The following is a 21409-nucleotide window of genomic DNA, read 5'->3' as shown; positions in this document are numbered from 1 at the left end:
TCATATATAAATTATACCCCTAATTGGCGACGTGGCCGAGTGGTTAGGCAACGGTCTGCAAAATCGTGTACCCCGGTTCGAACCCGGGCGTCGCCTTCTTAGGAAGAAACACAACTATTTTTATAAGAAATTGATTGATTAAATTTTAAATTATGATAATATAACTATTATGCCAACAATAATAGTAGCAGATGATGAGTCTTTCAACAGAGAGTTAATTATTGAGTTCCTTTCTGATCAAGGGTACAAGCTTTTGGAAGCTGAGAATGGACTTCAAGTCTTGAATCTGCTTTCGGAGCATGATGTTGACCTTGTTCTGCTTGATATAGGTATGCCTCTGATGAACGGTATCGAAGTTTTAAGGGAGATAAGGGGAGCCAAAGCTCATAATTATCCCAATATACCAATAATTGTTATAACAGCATTTCCCGATGAAAAATATAGATGTCTCGAGTTAGGTGCCAACGATTTTATTACTAAGCCTATTGATATTTTTGAGCTTCAGCTCAGGATAAAAAATACTCTCAATGTTAAGCTGTATGCCGATGTCCTACAAAACTTTAATAACACTCTTGAAAAGATGGTTGCTGAGAGAACCTTTGAGCTTCAAGAGGCTCTCAAAAGGAGCAAAAGAGCAGAGCTTGAAATAAGTTTGAGACTTGGTAAAGCTACAGAATACCGGGATTTTGAGACAGGTGATCATACCAAAAGGATGAGTGAGTACTCTGCTTTATTAGCTGAACTATATGGTTTGGGAAAGGAGGAGGTGGAGTTGATTCATGTGGCTGCTCCTTTGCATGATATAGGCAAGGTAGGGATACCTGATGCTATCCTTTTAAAGCCAGGTAGATACACGAAAGAGGAGTTTGATATAATGAAGCTACATGTGAATATTGGGCTTGAGATGCTCAAGGATCATGAGGATTTCCCTGTTTTGAAGGCTGGTTATCAGATTATTGCAGGTCATCATGAAAACTGGGATGGTTCTGGTTATCCTTTTGGTAAGAAGGGGGATGATATACATATATATGGTCAAATATGTAAAATTGCAGATGTGTTTGATGCTTTAACTACTAAGAGGGTATACAAAGAACCCTATTCCATAGAAGAAGCTGTAAAAATAATGGTTGCAGACAGGGGTAAGATGTTTAATCCTAAGCTACTTGATATCTTTATTGAAAACCTATCCCAGTTCCTTACTATCAAGGAGAAATTTAAAGATCAGGAGGAACTGCCTCCTATTTTAAAAATAATGCAGGAGATATATAAAAGTGTATAGAATATTGATTGTGGACGATGATCCATTTAATCTTGAGATATTGAATGATCTTTTGAGGAATGAAATAGATGCAGAGTTTTATGTAGCTGCTAACAAGGCTAAAGCCTTTGAAATATTAGAACAGATTAATGTGGATTTAGCTATAGTTGATCTAATGCTTCCAGATGGGAATGGGTTTGAGATTCTTCAAAAGATAAAAGAAAAAGATCTTTTTGTTCCTGTTGTTGGGATAAGTGCTTTTATAGATGATAGTGATACAGGTAAATTCGATTTTTTCGCACCAAAGCCTATTGTATTGGATAGTTTTATTCACGAGGTTAAAAGTCTATTGATCAATAGAGTTAGTAGTATTACTTTCTATGATATAGAGAGCTTTGAAAATTTTGATTTGCCACATCAGAATATGGTGGTTTGGACATCTTCATGTTTTTATACTGATGTATTAACCATTTTAAAGGATAAAAGATCCCAAAAGAACTACGTTATTTCTATACCTAAAGGTATTGTAAACGAATCGTTTGTTGAGAATAGGATTACTGTGTCTACTTACTCTGATGCTATTAAAGTTCATGATGATATAAATTTTTGTTATAATAATAACAGAGTGGTGTTCAAAGATAATAACTATATACTGAGCTATTACTCTACAAATCTTGGACATTTCAGAGAGGTTATTGGTTTTAAAGCTAACGATCTTTGTTGTGTAGAAAATGGGGTATTGATTCCTGTTGATGCTGTTATTTTCTCTTCTCAAATACATTTAAACTATTACTATTACGATTTCGATAGTGAGAGGATGGATAGACTGGATGATTTTTTTAAAAGTTTCAGGGTGAAAGAGACGGGTAGACTTGTTTCTGTTATTATATGTGAAAGAATTCTAAAAGATATGGATGAGAGCTTTTTGTTGGATAAGGTTAGGGAGTATTTTTCAGATAAACCAGTTTCTGGGTTTGTTGTGGATAAGCTTTGTGTTGGTGATGGTAAAAAAATAGATTTTTATGGGAATGCTTTTGCTATTTCCTTAGCTTATTGAGATTGTATGCTAGATATTTTTTTGTCTATATTTGATATTTCAGAAACTGATAAGGATTATGCAAATCTTCTTCATAAGCTAAGTATAAAATATGGTAAGAAGATATCAACCCAATTTTACGACTTTTTGATGAGAAACGGTTATACAAAGAATTTTCTAAGAGGTGAATCGGAGATACTGAGGCTGTCCAAGACCCAGATGCAATATCAGAGAAACCTCTTCAGTTTGGATTTTTACGATCTTATTCCATATATATATAATGTGGGGCTTATTCACTATAGAATCAGACTGGATAACACCTATGTGGTTGCTGCCCATTCGTTGCTGAAAAATTTATATACAGAAATTATCTTTGAGGAGAAGTACTCAAATGTTAAAGAGATTTTGAAGGTTTTGGAAAAGTATTTGGGATTGAGTCTGGCTATAATGCTTCACAGTTATTACGAAAGAAGTGATCTTTGTCTATTTAGTGTGAATGAATTTAAAAGTATAGTGGATATTATCAACAACATTAAAAGATCTCATATAACAAATTACGATAATATTAGGGGTATGATAGAAAAAGATGATTTGTCACAGGATATAGTGGAGGTAATCAAAGATCCAAAAAAATGTTACGTAAGCGAGATCTTGGAAAGGCATCGCCATGCTTTGGACAGAATTACTGTGGATATGGTGGAGGAGATTAGTGCCTACCATTCAACGTATCATGTCGCTGTTTCTGATTTGTTAATCAACTATTTGAATAAGAATATAGTGAAAGAGGATACTCTTCAAAGGATTAACTTTCTGACAAAAGAGTTTTTATCTTATTTGGATAGTATCGTGGATATGATGATCTCCCACGAGAAGAATACCATAATTCTTGAGATCATGTTAATTATAGAGAAGATAATAAATATTAATTTTAAAAGAGATTTTCCTGAAATCATTATTGAGTTTCAAAATATAATAAAAGAAAACTCTAACCTTATTAATGAACTTATATTGTCTGATCATGAGGAAACTGGGTTTGATATTTCGATGAAATTTTTTGTTAATAATAGATATTATTACTTGAATGCTAATCTATGTGTGAAAAATAAGAAGTTTTTGCAAGAAAGTGTATTAAAAATTTATATAAACCTTTTTCAGGAACTATTTAATATACATATTCAAGAGATTAAATATCTGGAGATGGCACAGCAACTGTTGGAAAGTGAAAAGATAAAAAATATCTTCTTAGCAAGTGTTACCCACGAGATACGAACCCCCCTGAATGCCATTTTAGGTTTTGCACAGCTATTAAAAAAGATGAGAAATGTCGATGAAACAACTGTAAAATATGCGGAAAAGATAATTGAGGCTGGCGGGAAACTTCTCGATTATGTAAACAAGATCATAGATTTTTCAAAATTACAAACTAACAAATTGGCGTTAAATAAAAAAGATAATAAGGTCTTAACCATTGTAAACAGGGTTATATCGATTCTCTCTTCTTTATTATCTGAGAAAAAAATAAAATTGGAGATCGATATCGATCCCAACTTAACAGTTTATGCTGATGAAAAATTGTTGGAAGATGTTGTCTTTAACATACTGGGGAATGCTATAAAATTCGTAGGGCACGAGGGCCACATAGTCATCAGGGGTTATGAGGATACTGCTATGAGGGAAATGGTGATAAGTATTGCTGATGACGGAATAGGTTTTGATCCTAAGAATAAAGATAAGATCTTCGAGCCTTTTTTTCAAGAGGCAAGAGGTGATAATCCGATAGTTAAGGGCTCAGGATTGGGGCTTTCTATAGTAAAAAGTATTATAGAGAACCATGGTGGAAGAGTTTGGGCTGAATCTGAACTGGGTAAGGGAGCAACGTTCTATTTTACCATCCCATTGTTAAACAAAAAATCTTGAATTTTTCATTTTATCTGTTAAAATTAGTTAAAATTTTTGTTAGGGGGCATTTATGAATGTAGGTGACATTAAGAATATCCGCAACGTTGCTTTTATTTCTCATGGTGGTGCGGGTAAGACAAGTCTTGTAGATACAATTCTTTATAACGCAAAAGTAAACAATAGAATAGGAAGTGTGGACAATGGGACAAGCCTTATGGACTTTGATCCTGTTGAGATCGACCGTAAAATATCTATAAATCTAAAAGTAGCATCAATTGAGTGGAATAATACCCTCATAAATATTATAGATACTCCAGGTTATGCAAACTTTCTTCATGAGACAAAGTGTGCAGTGTCTGCCGTTGGTGGGGCGGTGGTGGTTGCCAGTGCCATCACGGGTGTTAAAGTTGAAACAGAAAGGGTATGGAAGTATGCTGACGAGTATGATTTAGCTAAAATTATTTTTGTTAATAAAATGGACAAAGAGAGGGCTGATTTTTTTAGAGCCCTTGCAGATATAGAGAAAACCTTTAAAGTAAGACCATTACCCATATATCTCCCTATAGGTCAAGAGGACAGTTTTAAGGGAGTAATAGATTTGGTAAAAATGAAAGCATATTTTTACCCATCTGAGCCTACTGCAAATTATAAAATAGAAGATATACCTGCTGATCTGCTGTCAGAGGCTGAAGTGCACAGGAACAAGCTACTTGAGGCCATAAGTGAGGTAGATGACTCCCTTATTGAGAAGTATTTAGATGGTGCAGATTTTACTGAGGAAGAGATTATAAAAGGTATTAGAGAGGGGACTATTGCCAAAAGGTTTTTCCCTGTGATACCAGGTTCTGCTGTGAAAAATATCGGTAGCAAACTGTTACTTGAATCCATTATCAAGTTTTTACCATCACCTCTTGAAAGGGAAAGAAAAAAAGCTATAGATCAAAAAACCGGTGAAGCGATATTTATTGATCCTATGGATAATGAGTTTAGGGCTTTTGTATTCAAAACTTTTATAGATCCTTTTGCTGGAAAATTGACTATTTTTAGAGTTTATTCCGGTGAAATAACAAACGATACAGAGATCTATAATGTAAATAAAGATGAAACAGAAAAGGTAAACCAGCTTTACCTACTTCAAGGTAAAAACTTTATCAAAGTAGATAAACTTATCTCGGGACAGATAGGTATGATCAATAAATTGAAATATACAGAAACATTTGATACATTATCAAAAAATAAAAAATCAACCATAGTATTTGAGCCTGTTCAGATCCCTGAGCCTGTTCTGGCATTTTCTCTTGTTCCAAAATCTAAGGATGATGAGGATAAGGTAAGTTCTGGTTTGCATAGACTTATGGAAGAAGATATAGGTATAAGGCTAAATAGAGATGAGCAGACAAATGAACTACTCCTCAGCGGAACAGGGCAGATGCATATTGAGGTTATAGTGGATAAGCTGAAGAAAAAGTTTAATGTTGAAGTTGATCTAAAAACACCCAAAGTACCATACAAAGAGACGATTAAAAAGTCTGCTCAAGGACAGGGTAAGTATAAGAAGCAGTCCGGTGGTAGAGGTCAGTATGGGGATGTATGGATAGAGCTTCAGCCTCTTGAAAGGGGTGCTGGTTTTGTTTTTGAAGATAGGATAGTTGGTGGTGTGGTTCCAAAGCAGTATATCCCTGCTGTGGAAAAAGGGTTAAGGGAAGCTTCCCAGAGGGGCGTACTTGCTGGATTCCCTACAGTTGATTTTAAGGCTATTTTGTACGATGGATCATATCATTCCGTAGACTCCTCCGAGATGGCATTTAAAATAGCTGCTTCCTTAGCGTTTAAAAAGGTTGCCGCTTTGGCTTCACCTACAATACTTGAGCCCATAATGAACCTTGATGTGTTTGTACCAGATGATACCACTGGTGCTGTAATAGGTGATCTGAACTCCAGAAGGGGTAGGATCGTAAATGTGGAGCCACAGGTAAATGGCCAGCATATAAGGGCTCAGGTACCTATGGCAGAAGTTTTAAAGTATGCACCAGATCTCAGATCTATAACAGGTGGCAGAGGAACATTTACCATAGAATTTAGCCACTATGAGGAACTGCCAAGTTATCTTGCCGAAAAGGTTATCGCTGAGAATAAAAAAGCTCAACAAGAAGAAGAGGAAGATTAGTGATGGGAGGGGTAACCCTCCTTTATTCTTATGATTAGATTAAATCTTCTAAGATTTTTTGATAAGAGTTTTTCTGAGATATATCAGATCACCCACGGTGAAATACAACTTCAGGAAGAGGAGGAGGTTTTAGAATCCACTGAACAGGTGGAGTCAGTTCCTACACCTAAGAAAAAAGTTTCGAGATTACTGATATATAGTTTAACTGGTTTTTCTGTGCTTTTGATAGTTTCTGCGTCTGTATTTGGTTATTTTTACTATAAGATGTTGCAATTGAAAAAAGAAGTAGAGAAAAAAAAGCAGATTGTCGAGCAGGTTAATAACAAAAAGCCACCTGTGACTAAACCTAATGACAATGTAACATCCGTTGATAATGACACTGCTGAGTTTGCAGAGTTTAAGGTGATAGGGGAGATTGTGTTTATTGATGAAGAAAAGGATAAAAAGAAGACAGTTGATAATATATCCTCAGTTCGAAAAATCGATAATGATACAAAAGATAAAGCAATAGATAAGCCTTATCTTTCATCTGATACCAAATCAAATTATCAATTGGTTATCGAGGATTGTTACCCCGGGGAACTTGACCGTATAAAAGCTGCCTTGAAAGATGGAAAACTGTCGTACAGTAGTAAAGAGGTGGAAAGGCTGAAGATGGTTGTGTATAAGGCTTATAAATATACTGATAAGTCTGATGTATATATAGGTAATAAACCTGTTTTGTTTTTAGGGTACTTTTATAGTAAAGAGGAGGCAGTAAACTTTTTAAGGGAGAACTCCATCAAGGGTGTTATCACCTCTAAGCAGGAAGAAGTGATTAAATATCATGTTACTGTGGGTAGTTTTTCTAAAGAAGATGAGGTTTATTCATTTTTAGCAAAATTAGGTCTTAATAATAAAAAAGTGTTTATTAATAAATCTTGATGGTTGACAAATATAGATAAATTATTTATGATAATACATAAACTTATGGGGGTTATTTATGACGAAAGCGGATATAGTGGATATAATTCATGAGACCTTAGGTATTTCTAAAAAGGATATTTATAATGTAGTTGATGCTGTTTTTACAACTATCAAAAATGAGATTTTAGAAAAGAGGAATGTTAAGATATCTGGTTTTGGAAGTTTTGAAGTAAAGACAAGGGGCAGAAGGGTAGGAAGAAATCCTAAGACTGGTGAAGAGAAGATTATAGAATCCCGGACAGTTGTCTCTTTTAAGCCAAGCAGATTGTTGAAAGAAGAGGTTAACGGCTAAATACTTTCCATGTTAAAGACAAGCCAGCTATCTGACAATAAGGTTTATTATAAAATAGGTGAAGTTTGTCAGCTAACAGGCCTTAAGCCTTCTGTGATCAGGTTTTGGGAAAAAGAGTTTAGACAGCTTAAGCCTGTTAGGGTATCTTCAAATCAAAGGCTGTATACACAAAATCATATCAACATTATAAATAAAATAAAACATCTCTTGTATGAGGAGAAACTGACCATTGAAGGGGCTAAAAAAAAGCTGAGAATATCAGATCAAAACGAAAAGATAGATAATATCAAAAAGGAGTTAATAGATATTTTAAACATATTAAGGGGGGACTAAGTTCCCCCTTATGTTCTTTTGAATCTGTTTTTATGTATCCTTTCTGGTTTGTATCTATCCACTTCGAATCCTTTTTTATCTGAATATCCTATTACAATGAGGGCAAGTGGGATAATATGTGCTGGTAGCTCAAAGAGTTCTACAAACTCTTTTACCCTTTCCTCGCTTGGATATATCCCGCACCAAACAGTTTGTAGATCAAAAGCAGGAGCTGCTGTGAGAATGTTCATGATTGCAGCTGAACAATCTTGAACCCAGAACCCTTTGTACTTTTCTAAGTTTGTATCCCCTAATACTATTATCCCCATTGGTGCTTGATGAAGCATCTTAGCGTAAGGATGCATATTTGCGATTTTTGTTTTAAGTTCTGGATCATCCACGATGATAAAGTGCCAAGGTTGCTGATTTCCAGCGGAGGGTGCACACATGGCTAGTTTTAAAAGCTCTTCAATCTTAGCTGGTTCAACAGGCTTATTAATGTAGTTTCTTATACTTCTTCTTGTTTTAATAGCGGTGATTACATCCATAAATATCCTCCTTAGAATATATTTTCTTCACTTTGTTTTTTTTGTCTTAACATCTCTTTGTTATAAGTGGAGATGATATCTCTACGGGTTACGATACCTGTTACTTTTTTTTCTTCATCAACCACAGGAAGCAGTTCCACATTCATACTACCAATGAGTTCTATAGCTTCTGCTAAGGTATTGTTTGAAGTAACAGTAGGGGCGTCTTTGTCGCAGATTTCGCTTGCTACCACCAGATTTTCAAGCCCTTCCTCAAAGACAAATTCCCTGATCTCTTCAAACCTTAGAACTCCCACAAGTTTGTTCATGGGATCTACCACTGGAAAGCTGTTGTGTTTTGTGGATGCTATAAAATGAATAATGTCTTGAAACTTCATATCTTCCTTTATTACAATGGGCTCTTTTTTCATAATATCTTTTACTTTGATCTCCTGCAAAAACATGAGTAAATATTCATTTTTATGGATGGGTGAATCGCTTCTAAATTGCATCTGACTTTTATAAAATTTCACTTTTTTTAATGAAAGGAATGTTAGAGTACTTACCCACATGGCTGGTACTATTAGTTGGTAGTTGCCGGTTAATTCGCTTACCATTATGATAGCAGATAGGGGTGTTTTTGCAAGCCCTGATAGAAATCCGGCCATCCCCACCACAGCGTATGCTCCTGGGTTTGGAGCTAATATGGGAAAATATCGGTTTAATATTAGACCTATGACACCACCAGTTGCAGCTCCTATTACCATCGTAGGAGCAAAAGTCCCGGCACTACCACCACTGCCTATGGTGAAAGATGTTGCAAAGATCTTACCGATAACTATGATTATGAGAGATTGTATTGTTATATCTGTCTGAATGGCTTGGTCTATTATGAAATACCCTGCCCCTAAAACCTCAGGTATAAAAAATCCTATTATACCTGTAAGTAGAGCACCTGATAGAATTTTATTAATCTTATGTAATTTTAAAAGATCAAAATAGATTTTTGTTTTGTGATATACCTTTGTGTAAAGATGTCCTACGAGTATGCACCCTATTATGAGTATTGTATAACCTACCAGTTCTAAAGGGTTTGAAAAATGGGCATTTATGGTATAAAAGAGGGGGCTCCATCCAAATATACTACAAAAAATGGAATAGGCTATAATCGAAGTGATGGTGGATGGTAGGAGAGCTTCATACTCCATGTCAGAGCTCGAATACAAAACTTCTGCAGCAAATATGGCTCCAGCCAGTGGTGATCTGAAGATTGCTCCCACACCTGCTCCCATACCTGCAGCTGTGAGGATCCTTCTCTCTTTTTCAGTGAGGTGAAATATTTGGGATAGTACCGATCCTACCCCTGCTCCTATATGGGATATTGGTCCTTCACCACCACCAGAACCTCCTGAACCTATTGTGATTGAAGAGGTTATGGTTTTTACCAGGGGTACCTGCCACCTTATAAGTCCTTTGTTTTTATGGATGGCAGTAATTGCAGCGTCAAGTCCTGCCCCCTCAGCCTCAGGAGCAAATTTTAAAACCAAAATAGCCGATATAAAAGCTCCAATGACTGGCATTATTATTAAGAGATATTCTCTAAATTCTCCACCTTTGAAATCAAAAATAGAGACTTCCCCGGTGGCTTCAGGGGTAGTATAACCAGCAATATAGTGCAGGAAAAACCCGTTTGTCAGTTGCAAAAGAGTGTAGAATATTATAGCTGCTATACCCGCTACAACTCCTACAATTGTCCCCAGGATAAACCATTTACCAACCACAGGTAGGTTATATTTTTTTACTATATTATATGCCATGTTCCACTGTTCTAAAAAAGTTTATTGTCCAGAAATATAGGCTTAGTAGTGTTGTTAATAGAATAGTTATGGCGATGGTTATCATCATGGCAATCTGGTATTTTACAGCAACTGTTGGATTTGCACCAGCTAAAATCTGACCTGTCATCATACCGGGAAAAAAGACTATACCTACACTACTCATATTTGTGATTATTGGCATCAGGGAAGATCTCAGGGCTTTTTTGAAAAAGATCATCACTGATTCAAACTGGGTTGCTCCAAAGCTTAGAAATGTCTCCACAAGATCATAGTTTTCCTTTATATCTGAGTTAAATCTTTCTAATGCCACAGCGCATGCGTTCATGGAGTTTCCCATTAACATGCCACTTATGGTGATGAAGTATCTGGCCTCGAACAGGTTTTTACAATTAACTATAAAGAATTGAAAAAAAGATGTCATGAAAAAAGACACAAGGAATATAACAGGGTATATATAGTAGGCTCTTTTTAGGTTCGATTTTCTGATGATCGTTTGGGAGGCAATTAAAGACATAATTAAAAAAAATAGAAGAACTATCCAAAATGTATTTACTTTGAATATAAAAAGTAAAACAAACGAACCAATAAAAAGTTGTATTGACATTCTCATTAACGAAGTAATAAAGTCTTTTAAAATCCCCAGTTTCAATATATGGATAAAAAGTGCAAATATACCGCTGATCAGGTATAGGATAACAAGGGATAGGACACTTATATCCAAAACATTACCTTCCATTTTCACCTTCTATGATCTTTTTTATTTCTTCTGTTGAAAGCTCTCCATCGATTATGTGGAGCTTCTTATTGTCCAACAATATCTTGCAATCAGAATGCTGAATAATATTAGGGGAGTGGGAAACGACAATTATGCCTATATCTTTTTTCAAATCGTGTAAAAAAGATAATAAAAGTTCTTCGGTATAGATGTCGAGGGCTGATGTGGGTTCATCTAAAAGTATGAAAGAGGGGTTTAGTAATAGTGATCTGATAATACTAATCCTTTGTTTTTCTCCACCAGATAAGGTTCTGGTATCCTTTTCTAAGATGTCGTCGTTAAGATTCATCTTTTTTAGTAGATATTTTGTTCTTTCGATATTGTTAAGATTGCTTTTATTTGCTGCAAAATCAAAAACATAGTTGATATTTTTTAGTACGGTATCGGGGATAAATCTTGGTTCTTGTCTTATATAGTGAACCTTTTTTCTTAAATCCCTTATATCATAGCTGTTAAAATTTTTTCCATTGAGTTTTGCTGTTCCTAAAAATCTTATCAAAGATCCTAATGCTTTTAAAAAGGTGGTCTTACCTGTGCCACTTTTACCAAATATGGTATATATCTTACCTGTTTCGAAGGATATTCCATCAACATGTATTAAAATAGTTCCTTGTAAAAAAATGGTAAAGTCTTCGAGTAATATAGTGTTCATATTTTAGTGAAGATAAAAAGACCTTTTTTGTCGGTATAACTTTTTATATTATTGTTTTCTATCTTTAAGAGGAGTTCATCTTTTACATGCTCTGGTAAGGCTAAAAATTTATCCTTGATAACCATAACCTTATTTTCATCTGCACCCAATCTCGTAGCCCATTCTATGAAATTATGTTCTTTATATATATTAAAGAAAAACTCAAGTCGAAAGAGTTCATAAGAAAGGTTTATAATCTCTTTTACAGTCATACTTCTTATATGGGAATTATCTCTGACAAACTCTATGACGTTGAGATAAGCGTCATCCACATCTACTATGCTGTCTATTAGTACGAAGTACCCTTTATGTACTAAAATCCTGTAGACTTCTTTAAAAAAAAGATCAGGTTTTTGAAAATGGTGCATCGCTATACGGCAGGTTACTACATCAAAGGAGCCTGTTTTGAAGGGAAGGCAAGTAGCTTCTGCAATACAAGCTAATTTGATGGGGAAATTTTTTTTTGATATGTTCAACATATTGAAGCTTAAATCAACTGCATATTTTTCATCAGCGTTAAACACCCCTGTAAAGTGACCAACACCTGTAGCTACATCTAATAGTTTATGAAATTTTTTATGGGAGAAGTATTCTCGAACGATTTTTAGGTCGTCACCTCTTGCGTGATCTGTGCTTAAAAGATAATTTTGGGCAGAGTTATCAAAAGGGTTATTGGCTGATTTCATAGTAGGTTTCTTCTAAAAAATTCGCTATTGTTGAGCCTTGAACATCAAACTCTAAAAGGAAGGCATCATGTCCATAATCGGATTCTATGTTGATCCATTTCACATCTCTGTTAAGCTTTTTCAAGATATTCACGATCTCTTCGGTTTGGTATGTGGGGAATAAGAAATCAGAGGTGAAGGTGATAAATAGGGATTTGCAGGTTATTCTACTTACAGCTTCCTCAAAAGAACCGTAACCGTAGGAAAGATCAAAGATGTCCATTGCTTTTATGATATAAAGATAGCTGTTGGCATCAAAGCGCTCTGTAAATTTGTAGCCATTATACCTTAAGTAGTTTTCTACCTCGAAATAACCCATAAAATCGTATATCCCTTCAAGTGTAGCATAACGTCTGCCAAATTTTTTTTGAAAAGAGGCATCTGACATAAATGTGATATGTCCTGCCATACGGGCGATGGCCAATCCATCTTTTGGAAACGATTTGCCGTAGTAATCACCATTATTCCAGTTTGGGTCTTTCATTATGGCTATTCTACCAATAGTGTTAAAGGCTATTGCCATTGGGGTTATTCTGCCAGCTGTTGCAATAGGGATTATTGAATGTACTTTTTCCGGGAATGTTACTGCCCATTCGAGAGCTTGCATGCCCCCCATAGAGCCCCCTGCTACACACAATAGTTTGGGTATACCTAAATGGTCTATCAGTTTTTTTTGTAGTTTGACCATATCCTTTACGGTGAATACTGGAAATTTAAGACCGTATGGTTTTCCAGTGGATGGATCTATGGAGGCAGGTCCTGTCGTACCATAGCATGAACCTAAAAAGTTGGAGCATATAATAAAATATTTATTTGTATCAAAAGGTTTTCCCGGGCCTATCATTTCGTCCCACCAGCCGGGTTTTTGATCATCAGGTGTGTAGTAGCCAGCAGCATGGTGACTGCCTGTAAGAGCGTGGCAGATCAAAATGGCATTATCTTTTTTTTCATTTAGTGTTCCGTATGTTTCGTATGCTACTGTGAGCTTGGATAACATTCTACCACTTTCCAAAAAGAAATCATCTTTAAAGTGAACAGTTTTAGCCTTTACTATGCCAACGGATCCTTTATCCATTTAAAATGCCTCCATAAAAAAAGCCTCTTCTTGTTGGTAGAAGAGGCTGTGATATTCATCATAGCCTTATCTATCCATTACGGCGGGAATTAGCACCTGTCGTTTCCAAATTGGAAACCGGTTGCTGTGGTGTCATAGGGCCCGTCCCTCAACCACTCTTGATAAGGTAAAATGATAATATCAGTATTTTGGTAAAAGTCAATGGAAGTTTGATGACTATTTTATTGCTTGATAAAATTTCTGCTATAATATATCAAGTTAACAAATATCGAAGAGGTTGATAAATGAGAAAAATTACCAGAAAGATCAGGTTGGGTAATGTTTATGTTGGTGGTGATGCCCCCATAACCGTACAGAGTATGACAAATACAGATACCCGTGATATAGATGCCACCCTCGATCAGATAAAGAGGTTGGAAGGTGTGGGTTGTGAGATTATCAGGGTAGCTGTTCCTGATGAAAAAGCCCTTAACAATATCCCTGAAATCTTAAAGAATATCAATATACCCCTTGTTGCTGATATACACTTTGATTATAGGCTTGCTATTGGGGCAATAGAAAGAGGTGTTCATTGTGTAAGGATAAATCCTGGTAATATTGGTGGAGTGGAAAAAACAAGAAAAGTAATAGAGGCAGCAAAAGTAAACGGTTGTGCCATAAGGCTTGGGGTTAATGCTGGATCTTTAGAGAAAGATCTATTAAAAAGATATGGTGTTTGTTCTGATGCCCTTGTGGAGTCGGCATTAAGAAATTTGAGAATTTTTGAAGATGAACGGTTTGATCAACTTAAGATATCAATAAAGGCAAGTAGTGTCCCTATGACCATTGATGCATATAGAAAATTGTCTGCTCAGGTGGATTACCCTTTGCACATCGGTATTACAGAGGCTGGTACAAAATTTTCTGGTACTGTAAGATCTGCTGTGGGAATAGGTACCCTTTTAGCGGAAGGGATTGGTGATACGTTGAGGGTTTCTCTGACGGCTGATCCAGAGGAGGAGGTAAAAGTAGGTTGGGAGATTTTAAAGGCACTTAATATAAGACAAAGAGGTGTTGAGGTGATCTCTTGCCCCACATGTGGTAGAACAGAAATCGATCTTATAAGTCTTGCAGAAAAGGTGGAGAGTGCCTTGCAGTTTGTAAACAAACACATCACTGTTGCTGTGATGGGTTGCCCGGTAAATGGCCCAGGAGAGGCGAGGGAAGCTGATTATGGCGTAGCAGGAGGTAAAGGTCAGGGGGTTATTTTTAAAAGGGGTGAAGTGGTCAAAAAAGTAAAAGAGGATGAATTGTTAGAGGTTTTTTTAAAAATCATTAGGGACGATCTCTGTAAAGGATGAAGGAGTCAAGTAAAGGATTTTGGGCTGCGATCATTGCTTATACCCTTTGGGGAGTTTTCCCTGTTTATTGGAAGTTTCTAAAACATGTCAATTCTTTTGAGGTAGTTTTTCATAGAATTTTTTGGTCATTTCTTTTTCTGAATATTGTTCTGTTTTTTGGTAAAAGGCTCAAATATACATTTTTACTTTTGAGAAATCTTAAGACACTTGGTTACTTTTTGCTGAGTTCAATGATGATTGGGATAAATTGGTTTTTGTATATATGGGCTGTCAACACAAATAAGATACTTGATACGAGCTTGGGATATTATATGGCTCCTATATTTAATGTTTTGTTTGCAAGGCTTTTGCTCAATGAGCGGATGAGTAAGGGCAGGGTTATTGCATTCTTTTTCGTTTTGTGTGGTATTGGTAATATGATGTTGGGGTTGAGTTATTTTCCATGGGTATCCATAGTGCTTGCGTCTACATTTAGCTATTATGGTTTTTTAAGAAAAAAGGGGGCTCTTGGGTCTATAGAGGGTCTTTATGTTGAAACATTTATAATGGGTATTCCATCATTTTTGTATCTTACATATCTGATGGCTATAGGTAAAGGAGCTTTTGGAAATCTTGATATAAAAACAGATATGCTTCTTATTCTCTCAGGTCCAGCAACAGCAATCCCTCTTTTGGCTTTTGCAACCGCTGCCCGTAGGTTAAGATTTATTACGCTTGGTATTATTCAATATACAGCTCCTACGATTGCTTTTCTTATAGGTGTTTTTGTTTACAAAGAGTCTTTTTCTTTTAAGCATTTGATAACATTTCTTTTTATATGGCTTGCCATTGGTATTTATATGATTGACTCATATTTTTTGATATATAATAATCATAAAAGTTGAGTTTGTTTAAATAAAAAACTTGACACAATGAGACTCAAGTATATATTATTATTCAGATACTAACATTAAAGGAGGTCAGCTATGGCAATAGTAAAATGGGATCCTTTCAAAGATCTACTTTCTATTCAGGAGAGGATAAATAAGATTTTTGAGGAAAACACCTACCCAGAGCTTTCTGCTCAGAATAGGGGTGAGTTTGTTCCACCTGTGGATGTGTTTGAAAAGGAAAATGAGATAGTATTGCTTATGGATATCCCAGGGGTAAAAGAGGATGATATTGAGATTCAAGTAAATGATGGTGTATTGTCCATCAAGGGTGAGAAGAAAGCTCCCTTTGAAAAGGAGACAGATAACTGCTTTAGGATGGAAAGACAGTTTGGTAAGTTTTCAAGGTTGTTCTCTTTACCAAATAATTTAGATTTTACCAATATAAAAGCAAGCTTGAAAGATGGTTTGCTTAAGATATCCATTCCAAAGTCTGAACAATCAAAGGCTAAAGTGATAAAAGTAACAAAAGATGAATAAAAAAGGCACCTGCGGGTGCCCCTCTTTTTTAGGGGAAGAGTATGAGTAAAAGCTACTACGATATTCTGGGTGTTTCAAAAACTGCAAGTGCTGAAGAGATTAAAAGGGCTTACCGGAAACTTGCTAGGAAATACCATCCAGATGTTAATCCTGGCAATAAAGAGGCTGAAGCTAAGTTTAAAGAGATTTCTGAGGCTTATGCTGTTTTATCTGATCCGGAGAAGAGAAAGCAGTATGACACATTGGGTCATGATGCTTTCACATCTTCAGGACAGGGGTATAATTTCCATGATATGAATTTTGAAGATCTCAGGCATTTTAGGGCTGGGAGTTTCAGCTTTGAGGATATTTTTGAAGAGTTTTTTGGTGGAGGAACCAGACGGAAGAGTAAGCAGAATCTCAAAGGTGAAGATATATCATATTCCATAAACCTCCCTTTTGAAACTGTTATTAAAGGTGGGGAGTACGAGATTTCTGTCACAAGACAGGTAAACTGTCCAAAATGTCTCGGTAAAGGTGGTGAAAAAATAGTATGTACTGCATGTAAGGGGAAAGGCTATGTTGGTAACCAATCTGGTTTCTTTTTTACTCAAACACCTTGTCCATCTTGTAGAGGAAGTGGTGAAATATTTAGGAATGTCTGTTCATCTTGTGGTGGTACCGGTAAAATACACAACACTGAAAGAATCAAGGTCAAGATCCCTGCTGGAGTAGATGATGGAACAAAGATAAGGGTACCACAAAAAGGGCATGAAGGGGATTTCGGGGGATTACCTGGTGATCTATACATAATCACCAAAATTAGCCCCCATCTCATATATGAAAGAAAAGGGAATGATATTTATCTAACTGTGGATATAGATATTTTTGAGGCTGCTATGGGTACGAAGATAACTGTTCCTACACCCTATGGTGCTGTTAACATAAGCATCCCTGCTGGAACTGAAACGGGAGATAAATTCCGCCTTAGAGGTAAAGGTGTTCCGAATATAAATGGAACTGGCAATGGTGATTTTTATGTTGAGGTAAAGGTAAGAGTACCTAAGATAGAAAATGAGACTGATAAAAGACTGTTAGAGGAGTTGAAAAAAAAGTATGGTAAAAATTTAAGGGATAGGCTCCTTGAACAGGGAAGAATTATTTAGTACTGCAGGTGGTGACTTATGAAAGATAAACCTTTGTATGCTATAAGTGTAGTCTCAGCCATTTTAAATATCCATCCCCAGACATTAAGGCAGTATGAGAGGTTGGAGTTGGTAAAACCTTCAAGAACAATGGGGAATGTGCGCTTATACTCCGAAGATGATATCGAAAAATTGAGGTTTATTATCACCCTCACAAGGGATATGGGGGTAAATTTGGCTGGGGTTGAGGTGATTTTGAAGATGAGGGAGCAGATGGAGGAGATGAGAAAGCAGATGGAGCAGTTGATGGACTTTATACAAAAGAATATGGAAAAACCAAAAAAAGAACAGGTTGTTGAGGTTAATCCCAATAATACTGTAATAAAAGTAAAGATAGAGAGGGAGTAAATTATGATAAACTGGAACAAACTAACGATAAAAGCAAGTGAAGCTATACAAAATGCCCATGCCATTGCTGATAGAAATGGTAATCAGCAGATCGAACAGGAGCATCTTTTAAAGGCACTTATCTTGCAAGATGAGGGGTTTGTTAAACCCTTACTACAAAAGATAGGTGTAAATGTTGGTTCTTTTGTACAGGATGTGGATGAACTTATTGCCAAATACCCTAAGGTTTCTGGATCTGAAGGGGTTTATATCTCGAGTGATCTTAAGAAATCATTGGATTATGCGTTTAAGATCATTTCAAACTTCGGGGATGAATTTGTTTCAACAGAACATCTAATATTAGGGATCATAGAACATGCTAACTATTCTTTAAGACAAGTACTGATAAAACATAGTATAGATAAAAATAAAGCTGAAAAAGCCATCAAAGAATTGAGAGGTTCTACAAGGATAACAGATCAGAATCCAGAAGATAAATTACAGGCTTTGGAAAAGTATACTATAAATCTTACAGAAAGAGCTAGGGCAGGAAAACTTGATCCTGTAATAGGTAGGGATGAAGAGATCAGAAGGGTAATGCATGTTCTATCAAGAAGGACCAAAAATAACCCTGTTTTAATTGGTGAACCGGGTGTTGGTAAAACAGCCATTGCGGAAGGTCTTGCTCAGAGGATTGTAAATGGAGATGTTCCAGAGACTTTGAAGGATAAGACATTGTTAGCCTTAGATCTTGGTGCCCTTATCGCTGGAACAAAGTATAGAGGAGAATTTGAGGATAGGCTTAAATCAATCTTAAATGAGATAAGACAGCGTGAAGGGGAGATAATACTTTTTATCGATGAGATGCATACCCTCGTGGGTGCTGGTGCTGCTGAAGGAGCTATGGATGCTGCAAATCTTCTTAAGCCTGCTCTTGCAAGGGGTGAGTTGCACTGTATAGGTGCTACTACGCTTGATGAGTATAAAAAACATATCGAAAAAGATGCTGCTCTTGAGAGACGTTTTCAACCTATTCTTGTGGATGAACCTTCTGTAGAGGATGTGATTTCTATTCTAAGGGGGCTTAAAGAAAAATATGAAGTTCACCATGGTGTTCGTATAAAGGATACTGCTATTGTGGCTGCTGCATATCTTTCCCATAAATATATATCGGACAGACATATGCCAGATAAAGCGATAGATCTTGTGGATGAGGCTTGTGCTAAGCTAAGGATGGAGATAGATTCTTTACCAACAGAGTTGGATGAACTGGAGAGAAAGAAAAGGCAACTTGAGATCGAAAGACAGGCCCTTAAAAGGGAGCAGGATGAGGCATCAAAGATAAAACTTGAAAAGATTGAAAAGGAGATAAACGATCTATCAGAAAAAATAAATATCTTAAAAGCTCACTGGCAGAATGAAAAAAGTATAATCACTGAGATTAAAAAGATCAAGGAAGAGATAGAAAATCAGAAAAACGCCATGGCTATTGCCGAAAGGAATGGTAACTATGAACTGGCATCACAGATAAAATATGGCAAACTTGTTGAACTTACAAATAAGGTAGAGCAATTAAACAATAAATTAAAAGAGATTCAAAAAGATAGGAAGATGCTCAAGGAAGAGGTGGATGAGGAGGATATTGCTGAGATCATTGCGAAATGGACTGGTATTCCGGTTACCAAGTTACTCGAAGAGGAAGCTGATAAGTTGATCAGGATGGAAGAAAACCTACATAAGCGGGTGATTGGACAAGATAAAGCTATAAAATCTGTCAGCGAAGCTATTAGAAGAAGTAGAGCAGGGCTTAGTAATCCCAGAAGACCTATTGGATCCTTCATTTTTCTGGGGCCTACTGGTGTTGGTAAGACGGAGCTTGCTAAGGCTCTTGCTGAATTTATGTTTGACAGTGAAGATGCTTTGATCAGAATAGATATGAGTGAATATATGGAAAAACATTCCGTTGCTAAGCTCATCGGAGCTCCTCCCGGTTATGTGGGTTATGACGAAGGTGGCCAGTTAACTGAAAAGGTAAGGAGAAGGCCATACTCTGTGATACTTTTTGATGAGATTGAAAAGGCCCACCCTGAGGTGTTTAATATAATGCTTCAGATTCTGGATGATGGGAGATTGACAGATTCAAAAGGGCGTGTGGTTAATTTTAAAAATACTGTGATAATAATGACTTCTAATATAGGTAGTGAACTTATTCAGACAGAATTTGAAAAAGGTGGAAGCTGGGAAGAGGAATATGATAGGATATCGAAACTTGTGTTTAATATTATTTCAAAGCATTTTAAACCAGAGTTTTTAAACAGGGTGGATGATCTTATTGTATTTCATCCTCTCGGTAAAGATCATCTGTATGAAATTGCTAAGTTATTGTTGGATGATCTTAAAAAGAGGTTGAAAGCAAATGTAGAGGTTGATATGAGCTACGATGGAACAGTTGTCAATGCGCTAATCGAAGCTGGATACGATCCAAAGTTTGGTGCAAGACCTATGAAAAGAGCTCTGCAAAGACTTATAGAAAATAGAATTGCCGAGGAGATTATAAAAGGTAATATTAAAAAGAACAGCTCAATAACATTGTCATTCAAAAATAGTGATTTGTATATAAGTTGATCAAACTGGGGGCTTTTAGCCCCCTATTTTTTACCCTTGATAGCCTAACCTTTTTGAGATCTCTCTTGCGTATTTTTTTAAAACAGGGAGGACCTCCTTTTCTATTTTTTCCGGTGTCATTCTGCAAACTGGGCCAGTGGCGCTTATTGCTGCTACTGAGACACCCTCATAGTTTTTTATAGGAACGCCTACATTCCTCACAGATTCTTCAAACTCTTCATCGTCGATGGCATAATCGTTTTCTGCAACCACCTTAAGATGTTTTTTAAGCTCAGGTAAAGATGTGATCGTTTTGTCGGTGTATTTTTTTAGTCTAGCACCCATGTACATCTTATTTAGTTCCTCTTCTGAAGCGTAAGCTAACTGTATTTTACCTATAGCTGTGCAGTATGCGGGGGCGTCTTTACCTACTCGGGATACGACTCTAATTGTTTGGGATGCCTCAACTATGTCAAGATAAACGACGGCACCATCTTTGAGTATACCGATATAGACAGATTCATTGATCTCGGATACGATCTTTTCCATAAAGGGTCTTGCAAGTTTTAAAAGCCCAAGCTTGTTTAAATATTTTTGCCCGAGATCAAAGATCTCTATGCCAAGTCTATAGTTTTCTGTTGCTTTGTTCTGCTCTATGTAGCCCCTTGCTTCTAATGTAGCCAAAAGGCGAAATACGTTGTTCTTGTGAAGTCCTAAAAGCTTACTTAACTCTGTAACACCAAACTCCTCTTTTTGATCAGCTGTCCTATAAACCTCAAAAAGTTGCAAAACATGGGCAACAGATTGTACCAATTTTGGAGTATTCTTAGTTACCATATGATCTCCTTGATAATATCATTTTTATTATTAAAACATTTTTTTATAAATAAATCAATAAGAAAATATTGAAAAATAGTTTTGTAAAATTTAATTGGAATCTTTTATTTTATATTGATAATCGTTTCAAAAAAATATATAACTTTT

Annotated in this window: 20 protein-coding genes, 1 tRNA gene and 1 riboswitch; of the genes, 14 read left to right on the top strand and 7 right to left on the bottom strand. The window is 36.1% G+C overall.

Features of this window, described 5'->3' with window-relative positions:
* Positions 1 to 25: 25 nt before the first annotated feature.
* The 8 genes from N3C60_02175 to N3C60_02140 all read left to right on the top strand — a co-directional run bounded on the left by N3C60_02175 (position 26) and on the right by N3C60_02140 (position 7951).
* Positions 26 to 96: transfer RNA gene (locus N3C60_02175), tRNA-Cys, on the top strand.
* A gap of 73 nt (positions 97 to 169) precedes the next feature.
* A complete protein-coding gene (locus tag N3C60_02170) occupies positions 170 to 1279 on the top strand; it encodes a response regulator (GenBank protein ID MCX8083707.1) in 1110 nt (369 codons plus the stop codon).
* Positions 1272 to 2315, top strand: coding sequence for a response regulator (locus N3C60_02165; protein MCX8083706.1), 1044 nt, complete (start codon positions 1272 to 1274; stop codon positions 2313 to 2315). Before N3C60_02170 ends, N3C60_02165 begins: the two co-directional genes overlap by 8 nt.
* 6 nt (positions 2316 to 2321) lie before the next feature.
* A complete protein-coding gene (locus tag N3C60_02160; protein MCX8083705.1) occupies positions 2322 to 4211 on the top strand; it encodes an ATP-binding protein in 1890 nt (629 codons plus the stop codon).
* Between the two features lie 52 nt (positions 4212 to 4263).
* Positions 4264 to 6360 (top strand): elongation factor G, encoded by a 2097-nt coding sequence (fusA, locus tag N3C60_02155; GenBank protein ID MCX8083704.1) that lies wholly within the window; start codon positions 4264 to 4266, stop codon positions 6358 to 6360.
* Between the two features lie 30 nt (positions 6361 to 6390).
* Positions 6391 to 7284, top strand: a complete 894-nt coding sequence (locus tag N3C60_02150; GenBank protein MCX8083703.1) for a hypothetical protein — start codon at positions 6391 to 6393, stop codon at positions 7282 to 7284.
* 58 nt (positions 7285 to 7342) lie between these two features.
* A complete protein-coding gene (locus tag N3C60_02145; GenBank protein MCX8083702.1) occupies positions 7343 to 7618 on the top strand; it encodes an integration host factor subunit alpha in 276 nt (91 codons plus the stop codon).
* Positions 7619 to 7627: 9 nt separating this feature from the next.
* Positions 7628 to 7951, top strand: a complete 324-nt coding sequence (locus N3C60_02140; GenBank protein MCX8083701.1) for a MerR family transcriptional regulator — start codon at positions 7628 to 7630, stop codon at positions 7949 to 7951.
* An 8-nt stretch (positions 7952 to 7959) separates the two neighbouring features.
* Here the strand turns inward: N3C60_02140 and N3C60_02135 are convergent, their stop codons facing one another.
* From N3C60_02135 to N3C60_02110, 6 genes are read right to left on the bottom strand one after another with little or no spacing between them, the layout of a single operon-like run.
* Positions 7960 to 8478, bottom strand: a complete 519-nt coding sequence (locus tag N3C60_02135; GenBank protein ID MCX8083700.1) for a nitroreductase family protein — start codon at positions 8476 to 8478, stop codon at positions 7960 to 7962.
* 11 nt (positions 8479 to 8489) lie between these two features.
* Positions 8490 to 10274, bottom strand: coding sequence for a chloride channel protein (locus N3C60_02130; GenBank protein MCX8083699.1), 1785 nt, complete (start codon positions 10272 to 10274; stop codon positions 8490 to 8492).
* Positions 10264 to 11031, bottom strand: a complete 768-nt coding sequence (locus tag N3C60_02125; GenBank protein ID MCX8083698.1) for an ABC transporter permease — start codon at positions 11029 to 11031, stop codon at positions 10264 to 10266. Before N3C60_02125 ends, N3C60_02130 begins: the two co-directional genes overlap by 11 nt.
* Positions 11021 to 11722 (bottom strand): ATP-binding cassette domain-containing protein, encoded by a 702-nt coding sequence (locus N3C60_02120; protein MCX8083697.1) that lies wholly within the window; start codon positions 11720 to 11722, stop codon positions 11021 to 11023. Before N3C60_02120 ends, N3C60_02125 begins: the two co-directional genes overlap by 11 nt.
* Entirely contained in the window at positions 11719 to 12447 is a 729-nt protein-coding gene (locus N3C60_02115; protein ID MCX8083696.1) for a class I SAM-dependent methyltransferase, read from the bottom strand. The genes N3C60_02120 and N3C60_02115 overlap by 4 nt, the downstream gene beginning before the upstream one ends.
* Positions 12431 to 13561: a homoserine O-acetyltransferase gene (locus N3C60_02110; protein MCX8083695.1), complete on the bottom strand. Its 1131-nt coding sequence runs from the start codon at positions 13559 to 13561 to the stop codon at positions 12431 to 12433. Before N3C60_02110 ends, N3C60_02115 begins: the two co-directional genes overlap by 17 nt.
* A 63-nt stretch (positions 13562 to 13624) precedes the next feature.
* Positions 13625 to 13729, bottom strand: a riboswitch (SAM riboswitch).
* 116 nt (positions 13730 to 13845) lie between these two features.
* On the opposite strand from N3C60_02110, the gene ispG reads away from it, so the two are divergent.
* The 6 genes from ispG (at position 13846) to clpB (ending at position 20446) form a co-directional block, all read left to right on the top strand.
* Positions 13846 to 14901: a flavodoxin-dependent (E)-4-hydroxy-3-methylbut-2-enyl-diphosphate synthase gene (gene ispG, locus N3C60_02105; protein MCX8083694.1), complete on the top strand. Its 1056-nt coding sequence runs from the start codon at positions 13846 to 13848 to the stop codon at positions 14899 to 14901.
* Positions 14898 to 15785 carry an EamA family transporter RarD gene (gene rarD / locus N3C60_02100; protein ID MCX8083693.1) on the top strand — a complete coding sequence of 296 codons (888 nt, stop codon included), beginning with the start codon at positions 14898 to 14900 and terminating at the stop codon, positions 15783 to 15785. The genes ispG and rarD overlap by 4 nt, the downstream gene beginning before the upstream one ends.
* Positions 15786 to 15866: 81 nt before the next feature.
* On the top strand, positions 15867 to 16310 hold the full coding sequence (locus N3C60_02095) for an Hsp20/alpha crystallin family protein (GenBank protein ID MCX8083692.1): 444 nt from the start codon (positions 15867 to 15869) through the stop codon (positions 16308 to 16310).
* Positions 16311 to 16351: 41 nt separating this feature from the next.
* Positions 16352 to 17455, top strand: coding sequence for a molecular chaperone DnaJ (gene dnaJ / locus N3C60_02090; protein MCX8083691.1), 1104 nt, complete (start codon positions 16352 to 16354; stop codon positions 17453 to 17455).
* A gap of 18 nt (positions 17456 to 17473) precedes the next feature.
* Entirely contained in the window at positions 17474 to 17842 is a 369-nt protein-coding gene (locus tag N3C60_02085) for a helix-turn-helix transcriptional regulator (GenBank protein MCX8083690.1), read from the top strand.
* A gap of 3 nt (positions 17843 to 17845) precedes the next feature.
* Entirely contained in the window at positions 17846 to 20446 is a 2601-nt protein-coding gene (gene clpB, locus N3C60_02080; protein MCX8083689.1) for an ATP-dependent chaperone ClpB, read from the top strand.
* Positions 20447 to 20476: 30 nt separating this feature from the next.
* Here the strand turns inward: clpB and N3C60_02075 are convergent, their stop codons facing one another.
* Entirely contained in the window at positions 20477 to 21262 is a 786-nt protein-coding gene (locus N3C60_02075) for an IclR family transcriptional regulator (protein MCX8083688.1), read from the bottom strand.
* Positions 21263 to 21409: the final 147 nt, after the last annotated feature.

The organism is Calditerrivibrio sp., assembly GCA_026415135.1.
Taxonomy (GTDB): domain Bacteria; phylum Chrysiogenota; class Deferribacteres; order Deferribacterales; family Calditerrivibrionaceae; genus Calditerrivibrio.
The sequence above is the reverse complement of the archived record's forward strand: the minus strand, read 5'-3'. Positions and strand labels throughout refer to the sequence as shown.